General features: G+C 56.2%; 24 protein-coding genes. 12 read left to right on the plus strand and 12 right to left on the minus strand.

Annotated features, from left to right (window positions below):
* Positions 1-254 precede the first annotated feature (254 nt).
* Positions 255-803 (plus strand): peroxiredoxin, encoded by a 549-nt coding sequence (locus I9184_RS06075; protein ID WP_171168387.1) that lies wholly within the window; start codon positions 255-257, stop codon positions 801-803.
* A 47-nt stretch (positions 804-850) separates the two neighbouring features.
* Here I9184_RS06075 and I9184_RS06080 read toward each other — a convergent pair whose 3' ends face one another.
* Positions 851-1,930: a DUF6456 domain-containing protein gene (locus I9184_RS06080; RefSeq protein WP_209833273.1), complete on the minus strand. Its 1,080-nt coding sequence runs from the start codon at positions 1,928-1,930 to the stop codon at positions 851-853.
* A 240-nt stretch (positions 1,931-2,170) separates the two neighbouring features.
* Here I9184_RS06080 and I9184_RS06085 point away from each other — a divergent pair, with 240 nt between their 5' ends.
* A complete protein-coding gene (locus I9184_RS06085; RefSeq protein WP_171632843.1) occupies positions 2,171-2,470 on the plus strand; it encodes a DUF6477 family protein in 300 nt (99 codons plus the stop codon).
* Here I9184_RS06085 and I9184_RS06090 read toward each other — a convergent pair whose 3' ends face one another.
* Together I9184_RS06090 and I9184_RS06095 are read right to left on the minus strand one after the other, a co-directional pair.
* Complete coding sequence (locus I9184_RS06090; protein WP_171632846.1) at positions 2,471-4,015, minus strand: trimethylamine methyltransferase family protein; 1,545 nt, start codon at positions 4,013-4,015, stop codon at positions 2,471-2,473.
* Between the two features lie 123 nt (positions 4,016-4,138).
* On the minus strand, positions 4,139-4,588 hold the full coding sequence (locus I9184_RS06095) for a GNAT family N-acetyltransferase (RefSeq protein WP_209833274.1): 450 nt from the start codon (positions 4,586-4,588) through the stop codon (positions 4,139-4,141).
* A 93-nt stretch (positions 4,589-4,681) separates the two neighbouring features.
* Between I9184_RS06095 and guaA the strand changes: the two genes are divergently transcribed.
* The 9 genes from guaA (at position 4,682) to I9184_RS06140 (ending at position 14,103) form a co-directional block, all read left to right on the plus strand.
* Entirely contained in the window at positions 4,682-6,241 is a 1,560-nt protein-coding gene (gene guaA, locus I9184_RS06100; RefSeq protein ID WP_171723377.1) for a glutamine-hydrolyzing GMP synthase, read from the plus strand.
* Between the two features lie 203 nt (positions 6,242-6,444).
* Positions 6,445-7,350, plus strand: coding sequence for a DMT family transporter (locus I9184_RS06105; protein ID WP_348539504.1), 906 nt, complete (start codon positions 6,445-6,447; stop codon positions 7,348-7,350).
* A 126-nt stretch (positions 7,351-7,476) separates the two neighbouring features.
* A complete protein-coding gene (locus I9184_RS06110; RefSeq protein ID WP_171723378.1) occupies positions 7,477-8,640 on the plus strand; it encodes an outer membrane protein transport protein in 1,164 nt (387 codons plus the stop codon).
* A 101-nt stretch (positions 8,641-8,741) separates the two neighbouring features.
* Positions 8,742-9,638, plus strand: a complete 897-nt coding sequence (locus I9184_RS06115; protein WP_209833275.1) for a DMT family transporter — start codon at positions 8,742-8,744, stop codon at positions 9,636-9,638.
* Between the two features lie 48 nt (positions 9,639-9,686).
* Complete coding sequence (locus I9184_RS06120) at positions 9,687-10,559, plus strand: ATPase (RefSeq protein WP_171613846.1); 873 nt, start codon at positions 9,687-9,689, stop codon at positions 10,557-10,559.
* 36 nt (positions 10,560-10,595) lie between these two features.
* The gene (metA, locus tag I9184_RS06125; protein ID WP_171632856.1) at positions 10,596-11,513 is read left to right on the plus strand and encodes a homoserine O-succinyltransferase; all 918 of its coding nucleotides are present in this window, start codon (positions 10,596-10,598) and stop codon (positions 11,511-11,513) included.
* The gene (locus I9184_RS06130; RefSeq protein ID WP_209833276.1) at positions 11,503-12,456 is read left to right on the plus strand and encodes an alpha/beta hydrolase; all 954 of its coding nucleotides are present in this window, start codon (positions 11,503-11,505) and stop codon (positions 12,454-12,456) included. The genes metA and I9184_RS06130 overlap by 11 nt, the downstream gene beginning before the upstream one ends.
* Positions 12,457-12,505: 49 nt before the next feature.
* Positions 12,506-13,375, plus strand: a complete 870-nt coding sequence (gene ppk2, locus I9184_RS06135) for a polyphosphate kinase 2 (protein WP_171632860.1) — start codon at positions 12,506-12,508, stop codon at positions 13,373-13,375.
* A 113-nt stretch (positions 13,376-13,488) separates the two neighbouring features.
* Positions 13,489-14,103, plus strand: a complete 615-nt coding sequence (locus tag I9184_RS06140) for a TetR/AcrR family transcriptional regulator (protein WP_152457804.1) — start codon at positions 13,489-13,491, stop codon at positions 14,101-14,103.
* A 5-nt stretch (positions 14,104-14,108) separates the two neighbouring features.
* Here the strand turns inward: I9184_RS06140 and I9184_RS06145 are convergent, their stop codons facing one another.
* Together I9184_RS06145 and I9184_RS06150 are read right to left on the minus strand one after the other, a co-directional pair.
* Positions 14,109-15,167, minus strand: coding sequence for an adenylate/guanylate cyclase domain-containing protein (locus I9184_RS06145; protein ID WP_171632863.1), 1,059 nt, complete (start codon positions 15,165-15,167; stop codon positions 14,109-14,111).
* The gene (locus I9184_RS06150) at positions 15,164-15,532 is read right to left on the minus strand and encodes a group 1 truncated hemoglobin (protein ID WP_152457802.1); all 369 of its coding nucleotides are present in this window, start codon (positions 15,530-15,532) and stop codon (positions 15,164-15,166) included. The genes I9184_RS06145 and I9184_RS06150 overlap by 4 nt, the downstream gene beginning before the upstream one ends.
* A 402-nt stretch (positions 15,533-15,934) precedes the next feature.
* On the opposite strand from I9184_RS06150, the gene speB reads away from it, so the two are divergent.
* The gene (gene speB / locus I9184_RS06155; protein WP_209833277.1) at positions 15,935-16,909 is read left to right on the plus strand and encodes an agmatinase; all 975 of its coding nucleotides are present in this window, start codon (positions 15,935-15,937) and stop codon (positions 16,907-16,909) included.
* A gap of 32 nt (positions 16,910-16,941) precedes the next feature.
* On the opposite strand, the gene I9184_RS06160 is transcribed toward speB, so the two are convergent.
* The 7 genes from I9184_RS06160 to I9184_RS06190 all read right to left on the minus strand — a co-directional run bounded on the left by I9184_RS06160 (position 16,942) and on the right by I9184_RS06190 (position 25,179).
* On the minus strand, positions 16,942-18,162 hold the full coding sequence (locus tag I9184_RS06160; protein WP_209833278.1) for an aminopeptidase P family protein: 1,221 nt from the start codon (positions 18,160-18,162) through the stop codon (positions 16,942-16,944).
* Between the two features lie 162 nt (positions 18,163-18,324).
* Positions 18,325-19,536, minus strand: coding sequence for an ABC transporter permease (locus I9184_RS06165; RefSeq protein ID WP_171723384.1), 1,212 nt, complete (start codon positions 19,534-19,536; stop codon positions 18,325-18,327).
* 5 nt (positions 19,537-19,541) lie between these two features.
* Positions 19,542-20,816, minus strand: a complete 1,275-nt coding sequence (locus I9184_RS06170; RefSeq protein ID WP_209833279.1) for an ABC transporter permease — start codon at positions 20,814-20,816, stop codon at positions 19,542-19,544.
* Positions 20,817-20,888: 72 nt separating this feature from the next.
* The gene (locus tag I9184_RS06175) at positions 20,889-21,980 is read right to left on the minus strand and encodes an extracellular solute-binding protein (RefSeq protein WP_171632876.1); all 1,092 of its coding nucleotides are present in this window, start codon (positions 21,978-21,980) and stop codon (positions 20,889-20,891) included.
* 108 nt (positions 21,981-22,088) lie between these two features.
* On the minus strand, positions 22,089-23,189 hold the full coding sequence (locus I9184_RS06180) for an ABC transporter ATP-binding protein (RefSeq protein WP_209833280.1): 1,101 nt from the start codon (positions 23,187-23,189) through the stop codon (positions 22,089-22,091).
* 137 nt (positions 23,190-23,326) lie between these two features.
* Positions 23,327-24,037, minus strand: coding sequence for an aspartate/glutamate racemase family protein (locus I9184_RS06185; RefSeq protein ID WP_209833281.1), 711 nt, complete (start codon positions 24,035-24,037; stop codon positions 23,327-23,329).
* On the minus strand, positions 24,034-25,179 hold the full coding sequence (locus I9184_RS06190) for a Xaa-Pro peptidase family protein (RefSeq protein WP_209833282.1): 1,146 nt from the start codon (positions 25,177-25,179) through the stop codon (positions 24,034-24,036). Before I9184_RS06190 ends, I9184_RS06185 begins: the two co-directional genes overlap by 4 nt.
* Positions 25,180-25,255: the final 76 nt, after the last annotated feature.

The raw sequence follows: 25,255 nt of genomic DNA on the forward strand, positions 1-25,255 counted from the left end.
CCTGACTTTGGGTCAACTCTTGTTACTCATAACATAGACAGAAGCGCGGTGTTAGACCAGCGGCGCATAGCCGCTATGCGTTGTACCCTCGCAAGCGCAGAAAGGTATCATGCGCGTATTCGTATTTGCGATTTAATTTCAATATCTAGCAAGACGTTGGCCTTATTCGCAATCGCAGCGTTTACGCGATTGAATGCGGTTTAGAACTGTTTTAATTCATACCAAAATCATATGTGAATCACAGGAGTTTGACTATGAAAACCGGCGCAAAACTGCCCGACGTGACCTTTCACACCCGTGTCCGTGACGATTCCATCGAAGGACCAAACCCGTTCCGTTGGGAAGACAAGACGACAGCTGACTATTTCGCCGGAAAGCGCGTAATCCTGTTCTCATTGCCGGGTGCGTTCACCCCAACCTGTTCGACTTATCAGCTGCCTGGGTTTGAGAACGGCTATGCCGATTTCAAGGCCATGGGGATCGACGAAATTTACTGCATGTCCGTCAACGACAGTTTCGTGATGAACAAATGGGCACAGGATCAGGACCTGAAGAACGTGAAAGTCATCCCCGACGGATCGGGGGAGTTCACCCGGAAAATGGGCATGTTGGTCGACAAGGACAATCTGGGTTTCGGAATGCGCTCGTGGCGCTATGCGGCCATCGTCAATGATGGCGTTGTCGAGGCGTGGTTCGAAGAGCCCGGCCTGATGGATAATTGCCCGGAGGACCCCTATGGCGTGTCCTCGCCGGAAAACCTGATGAAACACCTGAAGGCGTCAGCAGAACCTGAAATGGCCTAAGCCTCAAATCCAAAGAAAAGGCCCGTTTACACCGGGCCTTTTTCTGTTCAGCCGATCATCCGATCTCGTTCCGCCTGCTCCTGATAATGCCGTTTCAGGCGTTGCAGGGCGATCCGCAGGACAATCTTGCCGGACCGCGCAGACCAACCCATTCGCTTTTCCGCCAGCTCCAACCCTTCCAGATAGCAACAGCATCGCAACGCAACATCACTCAGACCCGGTCCCAGGTCGGATAAGGCACGTGCAACGCGGTCCTTCGCATCGGAAGCCCCCTTTCCCCCATGGCTTTCACTGGCAAAACTGCTTCGACCACCTGTCGTCAGAAAACGATCCCAGTTCTGCGAAACCTGAGGGCCAATCTGTGCCAGCTCAAAATCTTCGCGCAAGCGCTCGCCGGCGCTGACGAGGGAGTCATCCAGAAACGGTTTTCCGTCACGATCCCGTCTGCGCGACAAAGCAATCAGCGGGCTTTCCACAGCACTGTACCGAATGCGTTTGACCCGCTCGGCGGACCCGCCCGAAGGCTTGCCCTGAAAGCTACTCTGAGCTTCGGCAAAACCAAAGTCAGTCCCGGCACGCGCCTTGTTTTCTGCCTTGGCGATCAGATGGCTTAGCGCCGTTCGTCCCGCTGCGGAAATCCGATATCGCGAAATGCGTCCGGGACTGTCGCAGGTGATCCAGTCTTTCAAAGCCAGGGCCTGCGCGATCCTGCATTCTACGACTGCGGTTCTTGTAGCCCCGGCATTGCCGGTGTCGCGTACGACGACCGCCTTGTCCATTTCCTCGGCCACGGCAAGGACCGAACCCGTCTCGCTCAGGCGGCGCAACACACGCAGTGCCTCATTTTCAAATTCTTCTTCAACCGCGTTTTCTGACCCGCTTGTCGGGCCGTCGGCGCACTCCGAAACTGAAAAATGTGTCTCTGCAAGCGATTGCAAGGCGGCATCCACCAATGGATCGTCGCGGCGCATTTCGATGCGTCGAATTTGTCTGAGGATAGTTGACGCATGGCACCCGGCTGATCGCGCGATATCGCGGATCGAGCGACCGGTCTCGGTATGAGCAAGGTATCTTTGCGCCCCTTCTGGAACCCATGCCGGAATGGTGAAAGCCATGTTGTTTTCCATAATTATTTGCCCTCGTCGACAAAACAAACTGCCACTTTTCGCCCTCGGAATGTGGGTTAACCAAATCTAACTAGAGGTCCATTCGTTACTCGTTCGTTAACCACACAAGGCAAGAACCAGATTTGATTCAAAAAGATAAACAGTCGTGAAACCATCGTTCGGGAGGACTCTGACTAAGGCAACACCCGCTTAGGTTGTGCAAAACAGGATCCATCAATTTCCAAAAAAGGGACACATAACATGCAGGACCTGATGACAATGATCGCAACCCTCCGCCGCCCACGCATGTTGGCGCGTGCTGCCAGATTCGGGGCACGGGATTACAATCGGGACAGGCATCTGCAACGCATTCTGGGATACGGGTCGCTGCCCGGTTCAGGTCAGGCGCTGCTGCGTTTGCTCGAGATGGAGAAAGAGGTAAATGAACAGCGAAAAGAAGATGATGCCGCCTACTCATTGGTGCGGCATCTGGATCTGCTTATAGCGCTGCTGGGTGAGGCGCAGCTGTATCAGGCCAGCCGCGCCTCGGTTCTTCAATAATCAGGAGAATGCGTCCGGCATGGAGGCCTTTTTCTCGGCGATATAGGCTTCCAGCGCCGCCGCGGTATCCGGGTCCATCTGCGGTTGCTGATAATTGGCCAGCAAATGTTCAACCCGCGCCGTGGCCAGAGCCCGCGTGTCACGCGCGCCCTCTTCCTGCCAGGTTTCATATGGTTTGTAGTCCAGCACTTCGGATTTCCAGAAGGATTCCTTGAAGTTGGCCTGCGTGTGGGCACAGCCGAGATAGTGACCACCCGGCCCTACTTCGCGGATTGCGTCCATGGCCTGCGCGTTTTCGTCATAAGCAACGCCCTTGGCCAGTGAATGCAGCACTCCCAACTGATCCGCATCCATGACGAACTTTTCGAAATCGGCGACCAGACCGCCTTCCAGCCAGCCGCAGGAATGCAGCATAAAGTTCACGCCCGAAAGCAGCCCCATGTTCAGCGAATTCGCTGTTTCGTAGGCCGCCTGCGCATCCGGCAGTTTCGAGCCGCAGAACGACCCGGCCGAGCGGTATGGCAGGTTCAGACGACGCGCCAGCTGGCCTGCACCATATGTGATATGCGCGGCTTCTGGTGTGCCGAAGGTGGGTGCGCCCGAGTTCATATCGATCGACGTCACGAACGCGCCGAAAATCGCGGGGGCACCCGGACGGATGATCTGGCTGTAGGCAACGCCGGCCATCACCTCGGCCAGAACCTGTGTCAAAGTACCAGCCACCGAGACCGGCGCCATCGCTCCACCCACGATGAAGGGCGAAATGATGCAGGCTTGATTGTTGCGCGCATAAACCTCCAACGAGCCCATCATCACATCGTCGAATGTCATCGGCGAGTTGATATTGGTCAGCGAGGTCATCACGGTGTTTTCCTGCACGAACTCTTTGCCGAACAGGATTTCGCACATTTCAACCGAATCCTGTGCCCGGCTGGGATCGGTTACCGAGCCCATGAAAGGCTTGTCCGACAGGGTCATATGCGCCTTCAGCATATCCAGATGGCGCTTGTTCACCGGAATGTCGGTCGGCTCGCACACCGTACCGCCCGAGTGGTGCAACCACTTGGACATGTAGGCAAGTTTCACGAACTTGTTGAAATCGTCCATGGTTGCATAGCGGCGCCCACCCTGTGCATCACGCACGAACGGAGGACCGTATACCGGGGCCAGAACCATGTTGCGGCCACCGATTACAACCGATTTTTCGGGGTTGCGGGCGTGCTGGGTAAACTGGCTGGGGGCTGTCTTGATCAGCTCACGCGCCAGACCACGCGGAATGCGCACACGCTCACCGTCGATATCTGCGCCCGCGTCACGCCACCGTTCCAAAGCTGCAGGATTGTCGACAAAGTTGACGCCGATTTCTTCCAACACGGTTTCAGCGTTGTTTTCGATAATCTCAAGCGCCTCTTCGTTGAGGATCTCGAAATTCGGAATGTTGCGTTCGATGTATTTCGCAGTCTCGATACGAACTGCGGTACGCTCGGCACGGCGGGCGGCGCCACCGCCACCTCTCGCCCTGCGCCGGGTGTTTGCCTCTGCCATGAGAAAATCCCGTCTGGTTGGTTAGATTGAGCGTTTTGATACAGGTTTGCCAGAACTCAAGCATAGGGATTGCGGCGCTCTGGGGGGAAAAGCGACATTGCCGCCCCACCGCGAACCAGGCGGTCAGTCAGGATCGGCCGCCAACGCTTTCTCCATGGTAAGGCCGCTACCCACCTGATCCGTCACTTTCCAGCCCATGTGCCGGTACATCGCAATCGTGTCTTTCATCATTTTATGAGTTCGCAACTTCAACTTGGATAGATTCCGCGCCTGTGCTTCTTCTTCGGCAAACTGCATCAATTGCCGCGCAACCCCCTGCCCTTGGGCTTCGGGCGCAACCGCAAGGTTGAACACCATGATTGCGTCGTCAACTTGGTCAAAAACGATGACCCCAACTATACCGCCAGATACCGCAAGCAAGACGCGATGGGTCTTGATGTCATCCGCGATTCCGGCAGTAACGTCAGGCAGATCCTCGATCCGGCTTATTGCATCTTCATAAGCATTTTCCAGACACCGCGTTACCTTATCCGCATCCACCACAGCAGCCGTTCTGAACTCTATCTTCGACATGGCACCTGATCTTTCCGCCGGTTTGACTCAGCTTTTGTACCAAATGACGCCATACGGCTTGCACATGCAAGGCTTGCAACTTATGAGCCGGTTATGACCCAGACATCCCACGACCGCCTTCTGATCATCGACTTCGGCAGCCAGGTTACGCAGCTTATCGCCCGCCGCCTGCGCGAGCTGAATGTCTATTGTGAAATTCACCCTTACCAGAATGTCACGATGGATTTCGTGCGGGAAATGGCGCCGCGCGCCGTGATTTTCTCGGGCGGTCCGGACAGCGTGACGCGCGAGGGCTCGCCCCGCGCCCCGCAAGAGATTTTTGACTATGGCGTTCCGATTCTGGGCATCTGCTATGGCCAGCAGGTGATGATGCATCAGCTTGGCGGCAAGGTCGAAAGCGGCCATGGCACAGCCGAGTTTGGTCGGGCATTTGTTACACCGAAAAGCAAACTGGATATCCTGGATGGCTGGTTCGCGGACGGCGCTGAACAAGTCTGGATGAGCCATGGCGACCATGTCAGTGAAATCGCACCTGGGTTCGAGGTATTCGGAACCTCGCCCAACGCACCTTATGCGATCACGGCCGATCCATCGCGGCACTTCTATGCCGTGCAGTTTCACCCCGAGGTACACCATACGCCAAAGGGCGCGAAACTGTATGAAAACTTCGTAAAGCTGGCCGGGTTCAAGGGCGACTGGACCATGGGTGCCTATCGCGAAGAGATGATCCGCAAGATCCGCGAACAAGTCGGAGACAAAAAGGTCATTTGCGGATTGTCCGGTGGCGTTGACAGCTCGGTTGCCGCGATCCTTATTCACGAAGCAATCGGGGATCAGCTGACCTGCGTCTTTGTCGATCATGGGCTGCTTCGCAAGAACGAGGCCGCGGAAGTTGTTGGCATGTTCCGGGATAACTACAACATTCAGTTGATCCACGCCGACGAATCCGAGTTGTTCCTTGGCGAACTGGAAGGTCAGAGCGACCCCGAGACCAAACGCAAAATCATCGGAAAACTGTTCATCGACGTGTTCCAGAAACACGCCGATACCATCGACGGCGCCGAATTCCTGGCGCAGGGCACTCTCTATCCCGATGTGATCGAATCGGTGTCGTTCTCGGGCGGGCCTTCCGTAACGATCAAGTCCCACCACAACGTGGGTGGCCTGCCGGAAAAGATGGGCTTGAAACTGGTCGAACCGCTGCGCGAATTGTTCAAGGACGAAGTCCGTGCCTTGGGTCGCGAGCTTGGTCTGCCGCAGAGCTTCATCGGGCGTCACCCCTTCCCCGGGCCGGGTCTGGCCATTCGCTGCCCCGGCGAGATCACCCGCGAAAAGCTGGAGATTCTGCGCGAGGCCGACGCGATCTACATCGATCAGATCCGCAAACACGGGCTTTATGATGACATCTGGCAGGCTTTCGTTGCCATCCTTCCCGTCCGCACCGTCGGCGTGATGGGCGACGGGCGCACCTATGACTATGCCTGTGCGCTGCGGGCCGTCACCTCGGTCGATGGGATGACCGCGGATTATTACCCGTTCAGCCATGAGTTCCTTGGCGAAACGGCAACCCGGATCATCAACGAGGTCAAGGGCATCAACCGATGCACATATGACATCACCTCGAAACCGCCCGGAACCATCGAGTGGGAATGATCCGGCAAACCGCAACGGCGTTCGACGCCAAAACGACCCGATCCCGGGAAATCTTGCCAAGCCGTGCCTGAAAATGTCGGGCACGACCTTGAACCTGACGCTTCATAAGCGTTTCAATGATTCAACGAATTCAATCTTTTTGATCGCGTAGCGAAAGCCCCGGTACCGGGGCCGTGACCGCGCGGCCAGGTCGGGGTGCGCACGTGAATCAGACACAAAAAAACACATTCAAAGCCGCCTTGTGGATGACCGGAGCCATCGCGTCCTTCTCCTCGATGGCGGTTGCCGGTCGCGAACTGAGCCTCGTGCACGACACGTTCGAGATCATGATGTACCGAAGCCTAGTGGGGTTTCTTGTTGTCGCCCTCGTACTTACGGCCACAGGCGGTTGGGTTCAGGTTTCCACGCAACGCCTGGGGTTGCACGCCCTGCGAAACACCCTGCATTTCACAGGGCAGAATCTTTGGTTCTATGCGGTCGCTGTTGCGCCTCTGGCGCAGGTATTCGCGCTGGAATTCACACAGCCGCTTTGGGTGATCCTGCTGTCGCCGCTGCTGCTGAACGAACGTCTGACGCCCCTCAAGATAACGGCAGCGCTTATCGGTTTTGCGGGCGTTCTGATTGTCACGCGCCCAGGCAGTGCGCCTTTGAGCCCTGGCCTTGCGACCGCAGCCGCGTCTGCGATTTTCTTTGCATTTACAACGATCACAACCAAAAAGCTCACGCGCTTTTCCAGCATCGGATGCATCGTTTTCTGGCTTACTTCCATGCAGGCGGTACTTGGGGCCGTCGCGGCCGGTTTTGATGGGCAGATTGCCTTGCCTACGGCGCAAACTGTTCCGTTTTTGGTTCTGGTCGGGCTGGCGGGGCTGCTGGCCCATTTCTGCATAACCAACGCATTGGCCATTGCCCCGGCGACAGTTGTGATCCCATTTGATTTTGCGAGGCTTCCCACGATCGCAGTGGTCGGAATGATCCTGTACCACGAACCCATAGACCACTGGGTCCTGATCGGGGCGGCGGTCATCTTTTCCGGTATTTTCCTGAATATTTGGTCTGAAAGCCGTAACAGTTTAGCAACAGTTGAAAACACTAGTCGCAATACGTAACGCACCGTCACCAGTTGACCTTAAAGTAACCAAAAAGAGAGTATCGCTCATCATACACGGGACAGGCGTTCATTACACTCAACCAAACGCCAGTGAAGCCCGCCATGGATTGTTAGGGAGGACAGAATGAAAAAAACACTTCTCGCGACCTGCGCTTTGTGCGTTGGAGCGACGGCAGGATATGCAGGCGGCCTAGATCGAAGCGGTCAGGGCATCAACCTGATCTTCGAAGAAGGATCAGCTGTTCAGTTCCGGTTGGGATACACCAATCCCAGCGTAACGGGCACCATGCCTGCTTTGGCCGGACCAAACATCGGGCAACCGGTCGATTCCGGAGAGGTTGCGAACGACTTTTTCACACCGCATCTCGGCTACAAAACGTCACTGACCGAAAAGCTCGATTTCGCGATCATGTATGACCAGCCCTTTGGCGCAGACATTGAATACGCAAACACCTACCCTCTTTCGATCAACCCTATTCCGGGAGGTCGCACCGACACTCTGAGGGCCACAGCGGACACGGACGCCATCACGGCATTGCTGCGTTACAAATTCGATGGCGGGTTCAGCGCGATCGGCGGCATTCGTGCGCAGCGTGTGAAGGCTTCGGTCACCGTTCCCCTGGCTGCGGGATATCAGGTTGACTCCGATGCCGACACAGCATTCGGCTACGTAATCGGTGTCGCGTGGGAGAAACCGGAAATCGCGGCACGTGTGTCGCTGACCTACAACTCCAAGATCAGTCACGATCTGTCACAAACAGAATCTCTGAACCCACCACCGATCCCGCCGATTCCACCAGGAACCGTGGCCACCTTCAACACAAACAGCGAAATCGAGACGCCCCAGTCGATCAACCTGGATTTCCAGACAGGCGTCGCGCCTAAAACGCTGTTGTTTGGTTCTATCCGTTGGGTCGACTGGCCACAGCTGGTGTACAACCCGCCAAACTACCCGCCGACCAGCAACCTTGTTGACTACGCCGATGCGACCTTCACCTATTCGTTGGGCTTGGGATATCAATTCTCGGAAGAGTTCAGCGGCGCTGTGACGTTGGGCTACGAGACATCCCAGGGCACGCCAGTATCAAACCTCGGCCCGACCGACGGGTTCTGGAGCGTTGGTCTGGGCGGAACGTACTCGCTGGAGAAGGCCAAGATTTCCGGCGGTGTTCGTTACACCGACATCGGTGACGCGACAGCCAATGGCGCTGGCCCGAATGCGCGCGGAACATTCACTGGCAACAGCGCCTGGAGCGTTGGCTTCCAGATTACATACGCGCTGAACTAATCCAAAGGTGACTAACCTCAAGGCTCCGCTGTTTCAGCGGGGCCTTTTTTATGCGCAGGTTTCGGGTCGTATATCTGTCGAATGAATGGAATTGTGCGGCCATGAACACGCAAAAACACCTTTCTCGGCGCGCCTGGGTCGAACTTCTTCTTCTGGCCGTCATCTGGGGCGCGTCCTTTGTGGCCATCCGGATCGCCCTGGATTCCATTCCCGTTATGACATCGGTTTTGCACCGCACGTTCTGGGCGATGCTGGTGCTTTGGCTGGTGGCCTGGGCAAAGGGACTATCCCTACCCCGCTCAGCCCGCATCTGGGGTGCATTTCTGATCATGGGGTTGCTGAACAATGTCATCCCATTCAGCTTGATGGCATGGGGTCAGCTTTACATCGACTCGGGGCTTACGGCCATTCTGAACGCAACCACGGCCATCTTTGGTGTTCTGGTTGCGGCGCTGTTTTTCAAGGATGAACGTTTGACACAAGCCCGGGTCATCGGAGTCGTTTTGGGTTTTCTCGGTGTCTCGATCATCATCGGAATACAGACCTTCACGTCTTTCAGCCTGCAAAACACAGCCCAGCTTGCCGTGTTGGCCGGAACGCTCTCGTATGCTTTTGCCGCGGCTTGGGCGCGGTATCATCTGTCTGGCCTTCACCCCGTTGTCGCGGCGGCAGGAATGCTGACGGGTTCGACCCTGCTGATCCTGCCGCTGGCGCTCATGACGGACGGGGTGCCAACGCTTGCTCTGCCCGCTATCACCTGGGCTGCGATTGGCTATTACGCCATTGTGGCAACAGCGGGGGCATACCTTTTGTACTATCGCGTGCTGGCGATGGCGGGCAGCGGCAACCTGATGCTGGTGACGCTTGTCATCCCTCCTGTCGCCATCGTGCTTGGCGCGATTGTGCGGAACGAAGCGCTGCCGTCGAATGCCTATTTCGGCTTTGTCATCCTTGCCATGGGTCTTCTGGTATTGAACCGAACTGGCCGCCGTGATTGACGCCGTGCGCTGCCCGATTTAGCAAAGGCAAAAAAGGGACAGCACAAGATGATCTACAACTCAGCCGAAGACTGGCGCACGGCAAGCCGCAAGAAGGTGCTGTTCTTTGGTATGTCCGGTCTGGGCAAGACATATGTCTCGAACATTCTTCGGGACTCAGGGAACTGGTTTCACTACTCGATCGACTATCGCATCGGCACCCGGTACATGGGCGAATACATAACCGACAATGCAAAGGCCGAGGCGATGAAAGTCCCGTTCTTGCGTGACCTGCTCCTGTCGGATTCCATTTACATCGGCTCAAATATCTCGTTCGCGAACCTGACTCCGGTCGCAGCCTATCTGGGCAAACCGGGCAACCCTGCCCTTGGCGGATTGGAAATGCCGGAATACCGCCGCAGGCAGGAACAGTTTCGGCTGGCCGAAATACACGCTCTGCTGGATACCGAGTATTTCATCGACCGGGCCGAGCGATTGTACAAATACCCCCATTTCATCTGCGACACCGGTGGATCGATCTGCGAATGGGTAGACCCCGAAGATCCGAACGATCGGGTACTGTCCGAGCTTTCGCAACACACCCTGATGATCTGGCTGAAGGGGGATGAGGAACACACGGCAGAGCTTGTACGCCGTTTTGACAAAGCCCCAAAGCCGATGTCCTATCAGGCCGAATTCCTGACCAAGGCGTGGACAGATTATCTGGATCTGCAAGGCTGTTCGGAAGCGGATGTTGATCCCGATGATTTCGTCCGTTGGACCTATGCACAGGCCTTGGCGCACCGCCAGCCGCGTTACGAAGCCATGGCGAACAACTGGGGCGTGACGATTGCCGCCAACGACATCGGAAAAATCCGCGATGCCGCTGATTTCGATGAGTTGATCGAACACACACTTGAGACGACGCGCAATAACGCCTAACTACCAGTTTTCACTGATCTCTTAGAAGCCTGACATATGCCCATCAAAATCCCATCGGAACTGCCTGCTTTTGACGTCCTGACCAAAGAGGGCGTCATGGTCATGGACGAAGATCAGGCAATGCGTCAGGACATCCGCCCGCTGCGCATCGGATTACTGAACCTGATGCCTAAGAAGATCCAGACCGAAAACCAGTTCGCGCGTCTGATCGGGGCAACCCCGTTGCAAATCGATCTGTCTTTGATCCGCATGACCGAACACCGGACCAAGAACACCGCCGCCGAGCATATGTCCGAATTCTATCGCCCGTTTCAGGAGATCAAGGATCAGAAATTCGACGGCCTGATCATCACCGGTGCCCCGATCGAACATCTGGAATTTCATGATGTCACCTATTGGGACGAAATCAGCGAGATCTTCGACTGGACCCAAACCAACGTGCATTCCACCTTTGGTGTGTGCTGGGGCGGGATGGCGATGATCAACCATTTTCACGGTGTCAAAAAGTACATGCTGGACGCAAAAGCCTTTGGGTGTTTCCGGCATCGCAACCTGGACCCGGCGTCTCCGTTCCTGCGCGGTTTCTCAGATGACTGTGTCATTCCGGTCAGCCGATGGACGGAAATGAAACAGGATGAAATCGATCGCGCACCCGGGCTGAGGACCCTGTTGGGCAGCGACGATGTCGGCCCCTGTCTGGTCGAAGATCCCGGCCATCGCGCGCTGTATATCTTCAATCACTTCGAATACGACAGTGATACGCTGAAACAGGAATATGATCGGGACGTCAGCAACGGCACGCCTATCAACGTGCCGATAAACTATTACCCCGATGATGATCCATCCAAAACGCCGCAGAACCGGTGGCGCAGTCACGCACATCTGCTGTACGGCAACTGGATCAACGAAATCTATCAGACCACGCCTTTCGACATGACAAAAATTGGCCACTAAAGTCCTGATATCCCTTGGCCTGGCCGTTCTGGGCCTTGTCATACTGACAACCTGGCGCAGCGCCCGGAACGAAGCGCTGGCCGAGGCGGCTTTCCCCCCCGAGGGTCGGATTCTGGATGTGGGCGGCATCGCCGTGCACGCCGTGGTCATGGGGGACGGCCCTGATGTCGTTCTGATCCATGGTTCCAGCGGGAACACGCGCGACATGACCTTTGCGCTGGCCCCCATTCTGGCCAGGTCATACCGCGTGATCGTTTTTGACCGACCGGGCCTGGGCTATTCCGAAAGCTTCAATCCGGATGGCGAAACCATCATTGAACAGGCGGATATCCTGCAACGGGCGGCGGCTCAGCTTGGTGCGGAAAAACCCATCGTGGCCGGGCAGAGCTATGGCGGATCGGTCTCGTTGGCCTGGGCCGTGACCCGACCCCAGAATATCTCGGCTCTGGTTCTGATCGCCCCGGCCGCTATCCCATGGGAAACGCCTTTGGATGGGTTCAACCGGCTTGCGTCAACCACGGCGGGCAATCTGCTGGCCTTGCCCTTGATCAGCTCTTTCGTACCCGAGTGGTACGTCACACAGGTGTTGGACAAAGTTTTTGCACCGCAAACGGCGCCCGAAGGTTATGCGGATCATTTCGGGCCCGGGCTGACGATCCGGCGTGGCTCGATTCATGCAAACGCCAAGCAACGCGCCAACCTGCTGGACGAAATTACCCGTCTGCAACCCAGATATGGCGAGATCTCCGTTCCGACGGAAATCATCCACGGAACGGCCGACGACACCGTTGGTCTTGAATGGCATTCTGAACGCCTGATCGAACAGATCCCCGGCGCCGAGTTGATCGAGCTACCGGGAGTCGGCCATATGCCACAGGTGGTCGCGGCGCCTGAGGTGGCCGCCGCGATAGATCGCGCGGCGCAGCGCGCGGGTTTGCGTTAACCCACGCTCTAATCCATAGTTAGATATGGATTTTATCGCGAGGTGACACATGGCCCGGTCAGGAAAAGGCTCTATCGAAAAGTATTTTCTGAAAGACGCGCCCAGATCTGTACGGGAAGAGATTCAAAACGCGAAAAAAGGCGATATTCTGAACCCGACCTACCCGTATTCCGAAAAAATGAAGACCAAGGATTATGAAGAGCAGATGGACCTGCTTCAGATCGAATTGGTCAAAATGCAATCCTGGGTCAAGGAAACCGACCAGCGGGTTGCCATCATTTTCGAAGGCCGCGATGCCGCCGGCAAAGGGGGCACCATCAAACGGTTTCGCGAAAACCTGAACCCGCGCGGCGCACGCAACGTTGCGCTGGCCAAACCATCAGACGCCGAACGCAGCCAATGGTATTTTCAGCGCTACATCCCGCATCTGCCCGCCGCAGGAGAGATCGTGTTCTTTGATCGCAGCTGGTACAATCGAGGTGTCGTCGAGAATGTCTTTGGCTTCTGCACTCAGGAACAGCGTGAGAGGTTTTTCCGTCAGGTCCTGCCACTTGAAACGGGCCTGGTGAATGACGGCATCCATTTATTCAAGTTCTGGCTCAATGTCGGGCGCGCAGAACAACTGAACCGTTTTCTGGCGCGCGAAAACGACCCTTTGAAGCATTGGAAGCTCAGCGCGATCGACATCGCAGGGCTGAGCAAATGGGACGAATACACGCAGTCGATCTCGGAAACCCTGACCCGGTCGCATTCTGATGCCTGCCCGTGGACGATTGTGCGTTCTGACGACAAGAAACGCGCGCGGCTTGCGGCCATCCGAACGGTTCTGCATGCCTTGGACTATGATGAGAAGGACGAGAAGAGTATCGGCGAGATTGATGCCCGTATCTGCGGTGGCCCGGATATGTGGGAGGCGTAAATTGTCTCCCCGCCCTGCCCCGTCGATGCCTTCACGATCATGTATTGGACGACAATGCGTCGGTGGTCTATGTCCTTGTCTTCCAACACGCAATCAATGCAACTGAGGCCGGGATGACGAAACGCGGTTATCACCACGGAAACCTGAAGCAAGCCCTGATCGAGGCTGCCTTGTCCCTGATCGAAGACAAGGGCCCGACCGGTTTCACGCTGTCCGAGGCGGCCAAAACGGCCGGTGTCACGCCTGCCGCCGTCTACCGTCATTTTCAAGGGCGCGAGGACCTGATTGCCGAAGCCGCACGGCAGGGGTTTGAGATGTTTGCAGACCTGATGCAATACGCCTATGACGAGGGACAGCCTTCAGCCCTTGCCGCTTTTGAAGCAACGGGGCGTGCGTATCTGGCTTTTGCGCGCAAGAATCCCGGGCATTACATCGCCATGTTCGAAAGCGGGATTTCCCTGAACCGGACACCCGAATTGTCCTTGGCCGCCAATCGGGCGAAGGCCGTTCTTGAAAAAGCGGCCGCGGACCTGTCCCAGCATATTCCGCCTGACAAGCGCCCGCCCGCATCGATGTTCAGCGCCCATATCTGGGCGATGAGCCACGGCGTCGTCGAGCTGTACGCCCGAAATACCGGCGCAACTTCGCCTTTTCCTCCCGAAGATTTACTGGAAAGCGGTATCGGCATCTACCTGCGCGGTCTGGGCCTGATCCCCCAGGACGAGTGACGCGGTCAGAACGAACGGCTGCCCTGAGGCATACTCAAGCCCGATGTCACGTTGATCAGATCCATCTCACCCATGCCCTTGATATCAACGCACCCCAGATCCGAGACCTGAAACTCGTCAATCAAGGCATATTTCATCTCTTCCGGGGCCACGATGTTCATGGGGTTGGCAAAGACCTGCAACCGGGACGCGATGTTTACGGCAGGGCCAAACACGTCATAGACATATTTCTGAATGCCAACGACCGATCCAACCGCCGCACCCATCCCCAATCCGATCCGCGCCTGCCACTTATGCGGATGGCTTTCGTTGCGGCGTTCGAGATAGCGCAGGAACCTTACCGCACAATGCGCCACGGCGGTCGCATGATCCGGTGTTGGATCGGGCATGCCTGACACGGCCAGATAAGCATCACCGATCGTTTTGATCCGCTCACACCCGAATTGTTCCACGATCCGGTCGAAAGCCGTGAAGATGTCGTTCAGTTCACTCAAGGTGACCGTCGGGTCGGTCTTGGCCGCAAAATCCGTGAACCCGACAAAATCCAGCATCACCACCGAAACCTGCTGATACAGCTGCGGTGTGACAACGCCGAACGTCTTGAACTCTTCATACACGGCTCGGGGCATCAGGTTCAGCAACAGGCGTTCCACTCTTTCCTTTTCGCGCTCAAGCTCTCGGGTGTTGCGCTCGACCATGGTGGAATAGCTGTCGATCATGCTTTCCAATTCGCGAATGCGAGTGATGTTCTGACATTCCACAATCAGCACCTGCTCGGACAAGCCATTGGCCAGTGAGACAGCGACTGCAAAGATCAAGGTCCTGCGTTTCGGCTTTATCTGCAATTCGACCGAGTACCGAAGGCCGGACTGCTTTACATCCTCCAGTTCCTTGGGGTCGAGATCCGGCAGAACGTCGCTTAAGGTGCTGCCCTTTTCAGGAGTGCCGAACCATTCTGTGAAAGGCCCGTTGTGAAACACGAATTGCAGGTCGGATGCGCGCACCACGGCGACGCCGACTCCGATCGCACGTAGCAATTGCTCGTTTATCGCCAGAATGCTCATGCCGCGTTCCGGGTGACTATGATCGAACGTTTGCCTTCGATTGCGGTCAGCGCAGTTTTGATGTCTCCGTCGGACATGCCATGCTGACTTAGCGCGTCGCCAAACAGCTCGGCCATGACGTCAAACTCATTGTGCGAAATGTTCAGATGCCGATGAACTGCTTCGATCCTGTCATCACTGAAAGATGCGGGCCCACCAATCAAGGACGAGACGAACTTGGTTTGATGGTCGATCAGGCGCGGCATATCAATGTCTTCGAAATGATGGCCGATCTCATCCGAATCCAGCGCCATTTCATAGAAGGTCATCACGACCCGGCTGATCGTTTTGAAACCGCCATATTTCTCATAAAGTGTCTGTGCCACACGAATACCCGCGCGTTACCAATCAATAACCCCACAACTTTATATCAAATCGATATTTTTGTTAACGCTTATGATTTTCTGGCCCAGACGGGTCAAAAACCGTCTTGCTGAAAAGGAAAATCTGCCAGAGCACCGCTGAGGTCGAAGGGGATCTTTCATACGTTCTTTGGGTATGGGAAATGAAGGAAAGGCAACACCATCAGCGGGATTATCTTTTGACTGATCTTGAAGCGCTCTGATGGGCTGGGCCGGATCAGCTTTGAACGCAAGCCAGCCCGCCCTTCTGGAAGAAAATTTCCTCTGGTCCCCCAAAATCCGCCGTTCAAAGAGAATTTGGTTTCAAAACGGCGTGTCCTCATGTTCACATGCAGGAAAACGGCACAACAATCGAAAGGACCCAAAGTGCAGGAACATGGATATGCGTCCGGGCGACTGAATCTTCCTTTTGTCGGAATATCGACCTTCGCAAAATCTCCATATGTCGAGAACTGGGACAGAATCGAGGCTGACGTTTGCGTGCTCGGCGCGCCGTTCGACTTTGGAACCCAATGGCGCCCCGGCGCGCGTTTTGGTCCTCGGGCCGTGCGAGAGGCATCGACCCTTTTCAGTTTTGGCCATGCCGGCGCCTATGATCATGAGGATGACGCGACCTATCTGGACAGTTCGGTTCGGATCGTCGACCTGGGCGATGCGGATATTGTCCACACCAAGACCGAGACGAGCCACAAGAACATAGCCTTTGGCGTGCAAAGAATTCTCGAGGCCGGGGCACTTCCGCTGGTGATTGGCGGTGATCACTCGGTCAACATCCCCTGCATTTCCGCATTTGAAAGCCACTGCGCTGAAAACGGCCCGATCCATGTTGTTCAAATCGATGCGCATTTGGATTTTGTGGATGAACGTCACGGCGTCACCAACGGGCACGGAAATCCCATGCGCCGCGCGATCGAGAAAGACTATGTTTCAGGGATGACCCAGCTGGGCATTCGAAACGTGTCGTCCACCGCCAAGGAAGGGTATGACGACGCGCGTGCGCGCGGATCGGACATCCTGTCCGTGCGGCAGGTTCGCAGATTGGGAACAGAGGCTGTTCTTGACCGCATTCCCGAAAGCAAACGGTACTATGTAACGATCGATATCGATGCGTTCTGTCCCTCGATCGCGCCAGGAACCGGCACTCCGAGCCACGGAGGGTTCTTGTACTATGACGTTCTGGAAATCCTTCAGGGACTGGCGAAAAGGGGCGACGTGGTGGGCATCGATCTGGTCGAGGTGGCCCCCGCCTACGACCCCACTGAAAGCACTCAGATTCTGGCGGCACAGCTGCTGTTGAATTTTCTGGGTTTCATTTTTCACGAACGTGCCCGACGCGCGTAAAAGCGGGTGGAGCAGAAGCTCCACCCCAAACCTCAGGAGTCGATAATGTTGTGTCCCGGCCCGTAGGGGAAGCCTGTGATGTTTTCGGCTCCGTCTTCGCCCACAACCAGAATATCGTGTTCCCTGTAACCGCCTGCACCGGGCTGGCCTTCGGGGATCCACAGCATCGGCTCGATCGAGACCACCATGCCGGGTTCCAGCACTGTGTCGATGTCTTCACGGAGTTCCAAACCGGCTTCGCGACCATAGTAGTGGCTCAGAACACCAAACGAGTGCCCATAGCCGAAGGAACGATATTGAAGCAGGCCTTCGTCGGCAAAAAACCGGTTGATCTCGGCGGTGATACCGGAACAGGTGGCACCGGGTTTGATCAAGCTCAGGCCAAGTTCATGCGCGGCCACATTGGCCTGCCACAGGCGCAGACTGTCGGCATCCGGCTCGCCCAGGAACAGGGTCCGCTCCAAGGCGGTGTAATAGCCCGAGATCATCGGAAAGGTGTTCAGCGAAAGTATATCGCCTTTTTGCAACGCGCGTTTGGTGACCGGGTTATGCGCGCCGTCGGTGTTCAAACCCGATTGAAACCAAACCCATGTGTCACGGTATTCAGCATCCGGATAGGCTCGCGCGATTTCCACTTCCATCGCGTCTCGACCAGCCATCGCGATTTCGATTTCGGTTGCTCCTTCGCGGATTGCGGCATGGATCGCAGCACCACCCACATCGGCCGTGCGCGCTCCTCCCTTGATCAATTCGATTTCTTCAGCGGATTTGATCATCCGCGCGGCCATGGTGTCGGCCGCGATGTCAACCAATTCTGGCTCGCCCAGCATGTTCAGCGCCGTGTCCCGCGCTGCAAGCGTCATGTGGTCGCCTTCGATGCCGATCCGCTTTGCATTCCCGATCAGGCTCGCAACTGCCCGCCAGTAGTTGTCGCGTTTCCAGTCAGTATAAATCACGTTGTCTTCAACCGACCGGCGCCAGGGTTGCCCGGCATCAATATTGGCCGAAACGGTGGTGCAGTTGTCTTGGGTTACAACACAGCCATAAGGGCGCCCGAACGCACAGTATAGAAAGCCCGAATAATAGGCGATATTCTGCATCGATGTCAGCAGCACCACCGGGATATCCCGCTTGGCCATAATCGCGCGCAGCTTGCCAAGACGGCGGTCATACTCAGATTTGCTGAAAGGCAACGGGGCTTTGTCGCCATTGTGGCAGGTGAAGAACTGAGGGCGGTTAGAAATGTCAGTCATCCTTGGTCTCTCATCTATGCCGGGCGTGCATCTCCCGGCCACATGTCCCGGCGTTCAGGACAGGCGGTCTCGGGGTCCGAGAGCCGATCACCTCCGTAGTCGCCGCGACGCCATCGCGGCAGAGATGAACAGGTGAACCGTTAGATCAGACGGTTTGCTGCGTCAAGCGGGCGAAAGACCTCGCAGACGCTCCGACCGGCGCCGCAACAGTTCGACCGTCGTCAGCAGGGCAATGGACAGGACCACGAGGATTGTCGCAACCGCCAGAATGGTTGGACTGATCTGTTCCCGCAGGCCGGTGAACATCTGCCACGGCAACGTCTTTTGCGATGAGGATCCCACAAACAAGACCACGACCACTTCGTCGAACGATGTGATGAAGGCAAACAGGCCGCCCGAGATTACGCCCGGCAATATCAACGGCATCTGTATCTTGAAGAAGGTCCGCACCGGCCCTGCGCCCATATTGGCTGCCGCCCGCGTCAGAGATCGATCAAAGCCCACCAGTGTTGCCGTCACGGTAATGATCACAAAGGGAATACCCAGCACTGCGTGGGCCAGGATAACTTTCAGATAGCCTACGAAGTTCTTGTTCATGCCCAGTGTTCCTTCGAGGAAACGCCCGATATCACTGTAGAAAAAGAACATACCCGTCGCCGAGATGATCAGCGGAACAATCATCGGCGAAATCAGAATTCCCATGATCGCACGGCGTCCGGGAACGTGAGACTGGCTGAGCCCGATCGCGGCCAGCGTTCCCAACGTTACCGAGATAACCGTCGCAATCGGCGCGATGATCAGCGAGTTCTTGAAGCTGCGCTGCCATTCGTTGTTGGTGAAGAAATCACGGTAATGCTTCAGCGAATAGCCTTCGGGATCAAGCCGCAGCATCTCGGGCGTGAAGGTAAAGAAATCCTGCGCGTTGAAAGACAACGGCAACACCACCAGAATCGGCGTGATCAGGAACACGAAGATCGCACCACAGATCACGCGAAACAGGTAGTGATAGAAAACCTGCTGTGCCGTGAGATACGGCAGCAGCTTGCGCCGATACCGCCCCTCGTACAACCAATAGATAAACCAGGCGAAAAACCAGCCGCCGAGCAGGCCCAATACACCGCCCATCAGACCGGCCATTATGAAACCTATGACGCCGAACCCGATGATATTGATCCAGCGTGCGAGGTTTTCGTTCTTCACGATATTTATGTAGACCCAGGCCAGCCCCGCGATCAGGACAGCCCCGCCCAGTATGCCCAGAAGGACCGAACCATTTCCGGCCCCGACGAAAATGCCGGCAAATGCCCCGGCAAGTGCGACACTGGGCAAAACCATGGACATGGGTTTGCGGGATATCGGTGTCAGTGCTGCCATCTTGATTATCCCAACTTCACGTTATCGATGCCCACGATCTTGTCGTAGACCCAGTAGAGCAACAGCACGACCGCCAGAAGGATCGTACCCAAGGCCGCGGCCAGCCCCCAGTTCAGTGAGGACGAGATGTGATAGGCAATCCGGTTCGAGATGAAGACACCCTTTGTGCCGCCCACGATCTCGGGCGTGATGTAGTACCCAATCGCCAGAATGAACACGAGGATCGAACCGGCACCGATTCCGGGCACGGATTGCGGGAAGTAGATGCGCCAGAACGTCGTCCAGTTCGTTGCACCCATGGATTTGGCCGCGCGTGTATAAGACGGCGGAATGGTCTGCATCACCGAATACATGGGCAGGATCATGAAGGGCAGCAGGATATGGGTCATCGCGACGATAGTGCCGATCTGGTTGTTGATTATGATAAGGCGAGCATCATCAGCGACCAGCCCCAGCCAAACGAGGGTATCGTTAATAACCCCCTGTTGCTGCAACATGACCTTCCAAGCGGAGGTTCGCACCAGAAGGGACGTCCAGAAGGGCAAAAGGACCAGTATCATCAACAGGTTAGATACCCGCATAGGCAGCGTCGCCAACAGATAACTGACAGGGTAAGCAAGCAGGATACAAGCACCCGTAATCACGAGCGACATGAACAGAGTACGTCCAAAAAGCTTTATCAGGATTTGCTTGTCTTCGGGTTGAGCCTGCGCGCCTTCCGGGGTTCTGCGCATGTCGACGGCATTCAGGAAGTAACCATTGGTAATCACAGGTGAGTGGGTCTTGATCACCCGCCAGGTTTGCGGATCTCCCCATCCGTCATGAATCTCGATCAATGTTTCCTTGAACGGCCCATCCGTTTCAGGATCCAGTTTTTTGATCTGGCGCCCAGACCTGCGGAACATCGAAGACATGCCAGTCTCTTCGTAGTTCAAACGCGAACCGAGCCTTGTGTGTTCTTTGTTGTCAATCGCGACGATCATGTCGCGGACAAAGGCCTCGTAAACATCCTCGCCCGGCAACTCACCCGACTGTTCGTCCCAGTTGTTCAGGGCTTTGACGGTCAAGGGAAGTGTGTCGGACACGATGCTGTTTTCAACGGACCGAAACAACATCGATGCAATGGGAACGATGAATGAAAACAGGACAAAAAGAAGAAGCGGCGCAATCAACATCAACGCCCGGAGCTTCTGCCTGCGTAGAGAGCGCGCCAGCGACTGCTTGAGCGGTGTTCCATCAGCGGCCAGCATGGGGCCCGCGTTTTGGGTGGCGTCAGTCATTGTTGTCCCTTGGCTTTTCCTGGGTCAGGGGCAGTTTCCCGCCCCTGACAGTGTCACCAATTCAAAACCGGCTTATTGCGCCAGCCACGCCTGGAATTTGGCGTCGATGTCGTCACGGTAATCCGCCCAGAACTCGTAATTGTACAGGAACGTGTTCTTGGCGTTTTCCGGATCGGTTGGCATATGGGGCGCCATATCGATACCCAGTTCGGCATGCTCACCCACCAGCGGAGCCGACGATGCACGGGCCGGGCCGTACGAGATGTACTTGGCCTGATCCGCCAGACGCTGGGTGTCGGTCGCAAAGCGGAGGTAATCCAGCGCGCGTTGCTTACGCTCTTCGCTCAGACCGGCGGGGATGATCCAGCCGTCAATATCGAAAACCTGCGCATCCCACAGCATGGCGACGGGCTGGTTCTGCTCCTCGATCACGCTGAACAGACGACCGTTATAGGTCGAGCCCATGATGACCTCGCCGTCGGCCAGCAGCTGGGGTGTGTCCGCACCGGCGGACCACCAAACAACACTGTCTTTGATGGTGTCCAACTTGGCCAGAGCCTGATCCTGACCTTCCGGAGTGGCCAGAACGTCATAAACTTCGTCCTTGGGAACGCCGTCGCAGATCAGTGCCCATTCCATGTTGTTGATGGGGCGTTTCTCCAGCGAACGTTTGCCCGGATAGGTTTCCAGATCAAAGACGGCGCAGACGTCCGTCGGCGGCGTGTCACCAACCAAATCGGTGCGGTATCCGAACGTGGTCGAATACACGATGCTCGGGATGTAGCAATCGCTGACGATCAGATCACCGAAGTCTTCAGATGCCGGCGTGCCATCGGGCGCCGGGGCCAGCATCGCGTCATGGTCGATTTCCATCGCCAGACCTTCGTCGCACAAGCGGATCGCGTCAGACGCCACGACATCGACCACATCCCAGGTGATGTTCCCCGCTTCGTTCATCGCGCGCAGCTTGGCCACCGCCTCGTTCGAGCTGTCATCGTTCAGAATGGTGACGCCGGTCTTTTCCGAATAGGGCTCGTGATACGCCTTCAACTGCGATTTGGAATAGGCCCCGCCCCAGGAAACGATGGTCATTTCCTCGGCCGAAACACCACCCGCCGCAATGGCGACGGCGGCCGTTGTCAGAAGGGTTTTGGTTGCTTTCATGTGTAAATAACTCCCAGTTAGTCCCGTTTATATGTGTGGTCAGCTGATGCACGGGCCTTCATCAGCCGGTCCCTCTGATAGAGCTGTGCTTGTTTCGCGCAGCTTGGTCTATGCGTCGAGCGCACGACAATCCTGGGCCAGCCAGCCGATCTCGATCTCCTGACCGGGGGTCAGGCGGACGGCATCTGGCGCGTTCCGGGTCTTGACGATGAACTCATCATTTCCTGCAACGCACATGCGGAAACGGAATACGTCACCCATGTAGATGAATTCTTTGACAGTCGCTTTCAGCGTATGAGCATCGGCGTGCAAGCGATCCTTGTTGAATTCCACCCGCTCAGGCCGGATTGACACCTTTGTCCTTTCGCCCGGATTGTGAACGTTGATCGGAACCGCGTCGATCTCAGACCCATCGTCCAGCTGGACAAGGCATGTGTCGCCATCAATCGATTTAACGACACCTTCCAAAGTGTTGTTTTCCCCGATGAATTGGGCAACAAAGCTGTTTTCGGGTTCTTCATAAAGCTGATCAGGCGGTGCAAGCTGCTGAATGCGGCCATCGTCGAACACGGCCACACGATCCGACATCGTCAATGCTTCGGTCTGGTCGTGGGTCACATAAACCGTAGTGATTCCCAATTCGTGCGCAAGACGTGTGATTTCGAACTGCATATGCTCGCGCAGCTGCTTGTCCAGTGCGCCCAGTGGTTCATCCATCAACACCAGTTCGGGTTCGAAAACCAAGGCGCGCGCCAAGGCTATTCGTTGTTGCTGACCGCCAGACAACTGAGCCGGGCGCCGGCCTCCAAACGCCCCCATCTGAACCATGTCCAAGGCACGTTGTACCTTTTCATCCCGTTCAGACTTGCCCAACTTGCGGACTTCCAAGGGGAACGAGAGGTTTTCGGCCACTGTCATGTGGGGAAACAGGGCATAGTTCTGGAAGACCATGCCAATCCCACGCTTGTGTGGAGGGATATTGTTGATGGGCTTCCCATCAAGAAGGATTTCGCCATGAGTGGCGGTTTCGAATCCGGCAAGCATCATCAGGCAGGTTGTCTTTCCAGACCCGGACGGCCCGAGCATGGTTAGGAATTCGCCTTTTGGCATTGCAAGGTTGAGATCTTTGACGACGAGATTCTCGCCATCATAAGATTTTTGTACGCGTTGAAATTCAACAAACGCGGCATCGGTATTTGTGTCGGTCACAAGACCCCCTGTTGCGTCAAATGATTATCCGAGTGTTGCGGATTTCATTGATCTGTAGTCAGCAGTTAAGACCATGCAGTGGGCACTTGGCAACAATAGATGACGCTTTTGCGAATTTTCATGTCATTTCTGCTGTTTCAATCAGCAAGATTGAGGCGGCGCATATGCCATGCAAGGCTTTGATTACTTGAAAGAACTGGCTTACCGATCCGCTTGCGAATCTCAGGAATCGCTTCAATCGTGCGCAGGTTGGTACAGCTGAGGAAAACGGCCTCGACCGATGGATCAGATCCCAGTTTCGTCGCGGCCTCGATCACCGACTGCACAGAAATCCGAGCAACCTTTGCCTCTTCGGCCTGCCCGAATGTCCCGAAAACATCCATGGTTATCCCGTTTTCCGAAAACGCGGCACGCAGCGGTGCGTTGACCTCTTCGACATAAGGCGACAGCAACGCAAACCTGGACACCCCAAGATCCGCGGCGCAGGCCGTGGCCGCGCGCAAAGGGTTCGTAACCTCTTTTGTATTGCACGACTGTTTGACAAGTTCCTCCACACGTTTTGAACCAATGACGGAACTTGCGGACGTGCAGCCATAACCCACCACCTCGAAAGGACGCGCGCTGGGCAGCAACCCTGCCGCCGCCGGCAGGGCCTCTTCCATCTCGGCCAGACTTTCTGGTGTCACTTCAATGCCGCTGGGTATCCGTGTTACATACAACGGGTTTTTCCGGTCCGAGAAAATCTTGCCGAACTCCGGCTCAATCGTCTCGTCGACCTGAAGAACAATCAATCCAAGCGGCGGGGCTTGCGGGTCGTCCTCGTCAAGCGTGTATGGCACGTAGGTCATAGCTGGATCATCTCCGGCCCGATACGCGGGCTGATAAAGCGCGGAACATCGTCTGTTACGACGATGTTTTCTTCGTGAACCAAGATCTTGCCACCAACGGCAATGCCCGGCTCCAAGGTCAGCACCATGCCCGGCTCAAGAACGGTCTGGTCCGTCGGGATGAGCGACGGCCATTCGGTCAGCGACATTCCCAACCCATGCCCCAACCGACCGGCATCTGTGCCTTCGGACGCCTTGGTCAGCACCGTGTTCATGGCATGAAACAACTCTGCTGCGGTGGCGCCGGGGCGCGCGATTTCGAATGCAGCATCCGACGCCTCAATCAGCCTGGCGTAAGCAGATTTCACGTCCGGACTTGCCGGGCCGACAGACCAGTTGCGGTCGAAGTCACTGAAATAGCCATCCCAGACCAAGCCGGTGTCAAGCATCAGTACATCGCCAGCCTTCAAGGGGGACGACGACGCCGGAGAAATCACGTCAGAGTAACCGCCCTGCTCTGCCCCACCTGCGAGATACGGCACCCAGTCCGCGCCCTCTTCCAGACAGAGTATCTGGAAACCGCGAAATACTTCATCCAAAGGCACGCCGACCCGAGCAACCTCGGGAACCCGGGCGAAGGCTCGACCGGCTATGGCGCATGCGGTTTCGATTTTAGCTATTTCCGCCTCGGATTTGACCATGCGAAGTTGGCGCAAAATACCGTGATCTCCGGTGATGTGGCGCGAACCGAGCCTGTTTCGCAGGCGTTCAATATCCGACATGGGCATACGCGCGTGCGTCTCGTGACCATCGGGCATTCCGATACGGCCTTTGGGGGGTGTCAATTCCGTCAGGGTGTCCGTCAAAAGCGAGACGCCGTCATCCTGAAGATCGGGTGAGCTCCACGTTCGAATGTCATCGATCCAGGTTTGCCCCATCAACGAGGCGCCGATCGAGGGGATGACTGCAACCGGTTTACCAACCGCAGGCAGGATCAGGAACCAAGGACGAGTCGGGCTTTCCCAGAATCTGGTCAGGTATCCGGTAAAATAACGCACGTCGGTTTCCGTGGTCAGCAGCAGCGCCGACAGGCCAGCGGCATTCATCATCACCTGTGCGCGTTCGGTGCGCGCTGAGAATTCTGCTGGCTCGAACCCTCTCATCCGGCGACCTCAGAGGTGGGGCGCCGCATGCAGCCTGAAACGTGGAAATGACACCGCTTGAATGGCCCGATGCTTT

Source organism: Ruegeria sp. HKCCE3926 (assembly GCF_017872515.1).
Lineage (GTDB): Bacteria > Pseudomonadota > Alphaproteobacteria > Rhodobacterales > Rhodobacteraceae > Ruegeria.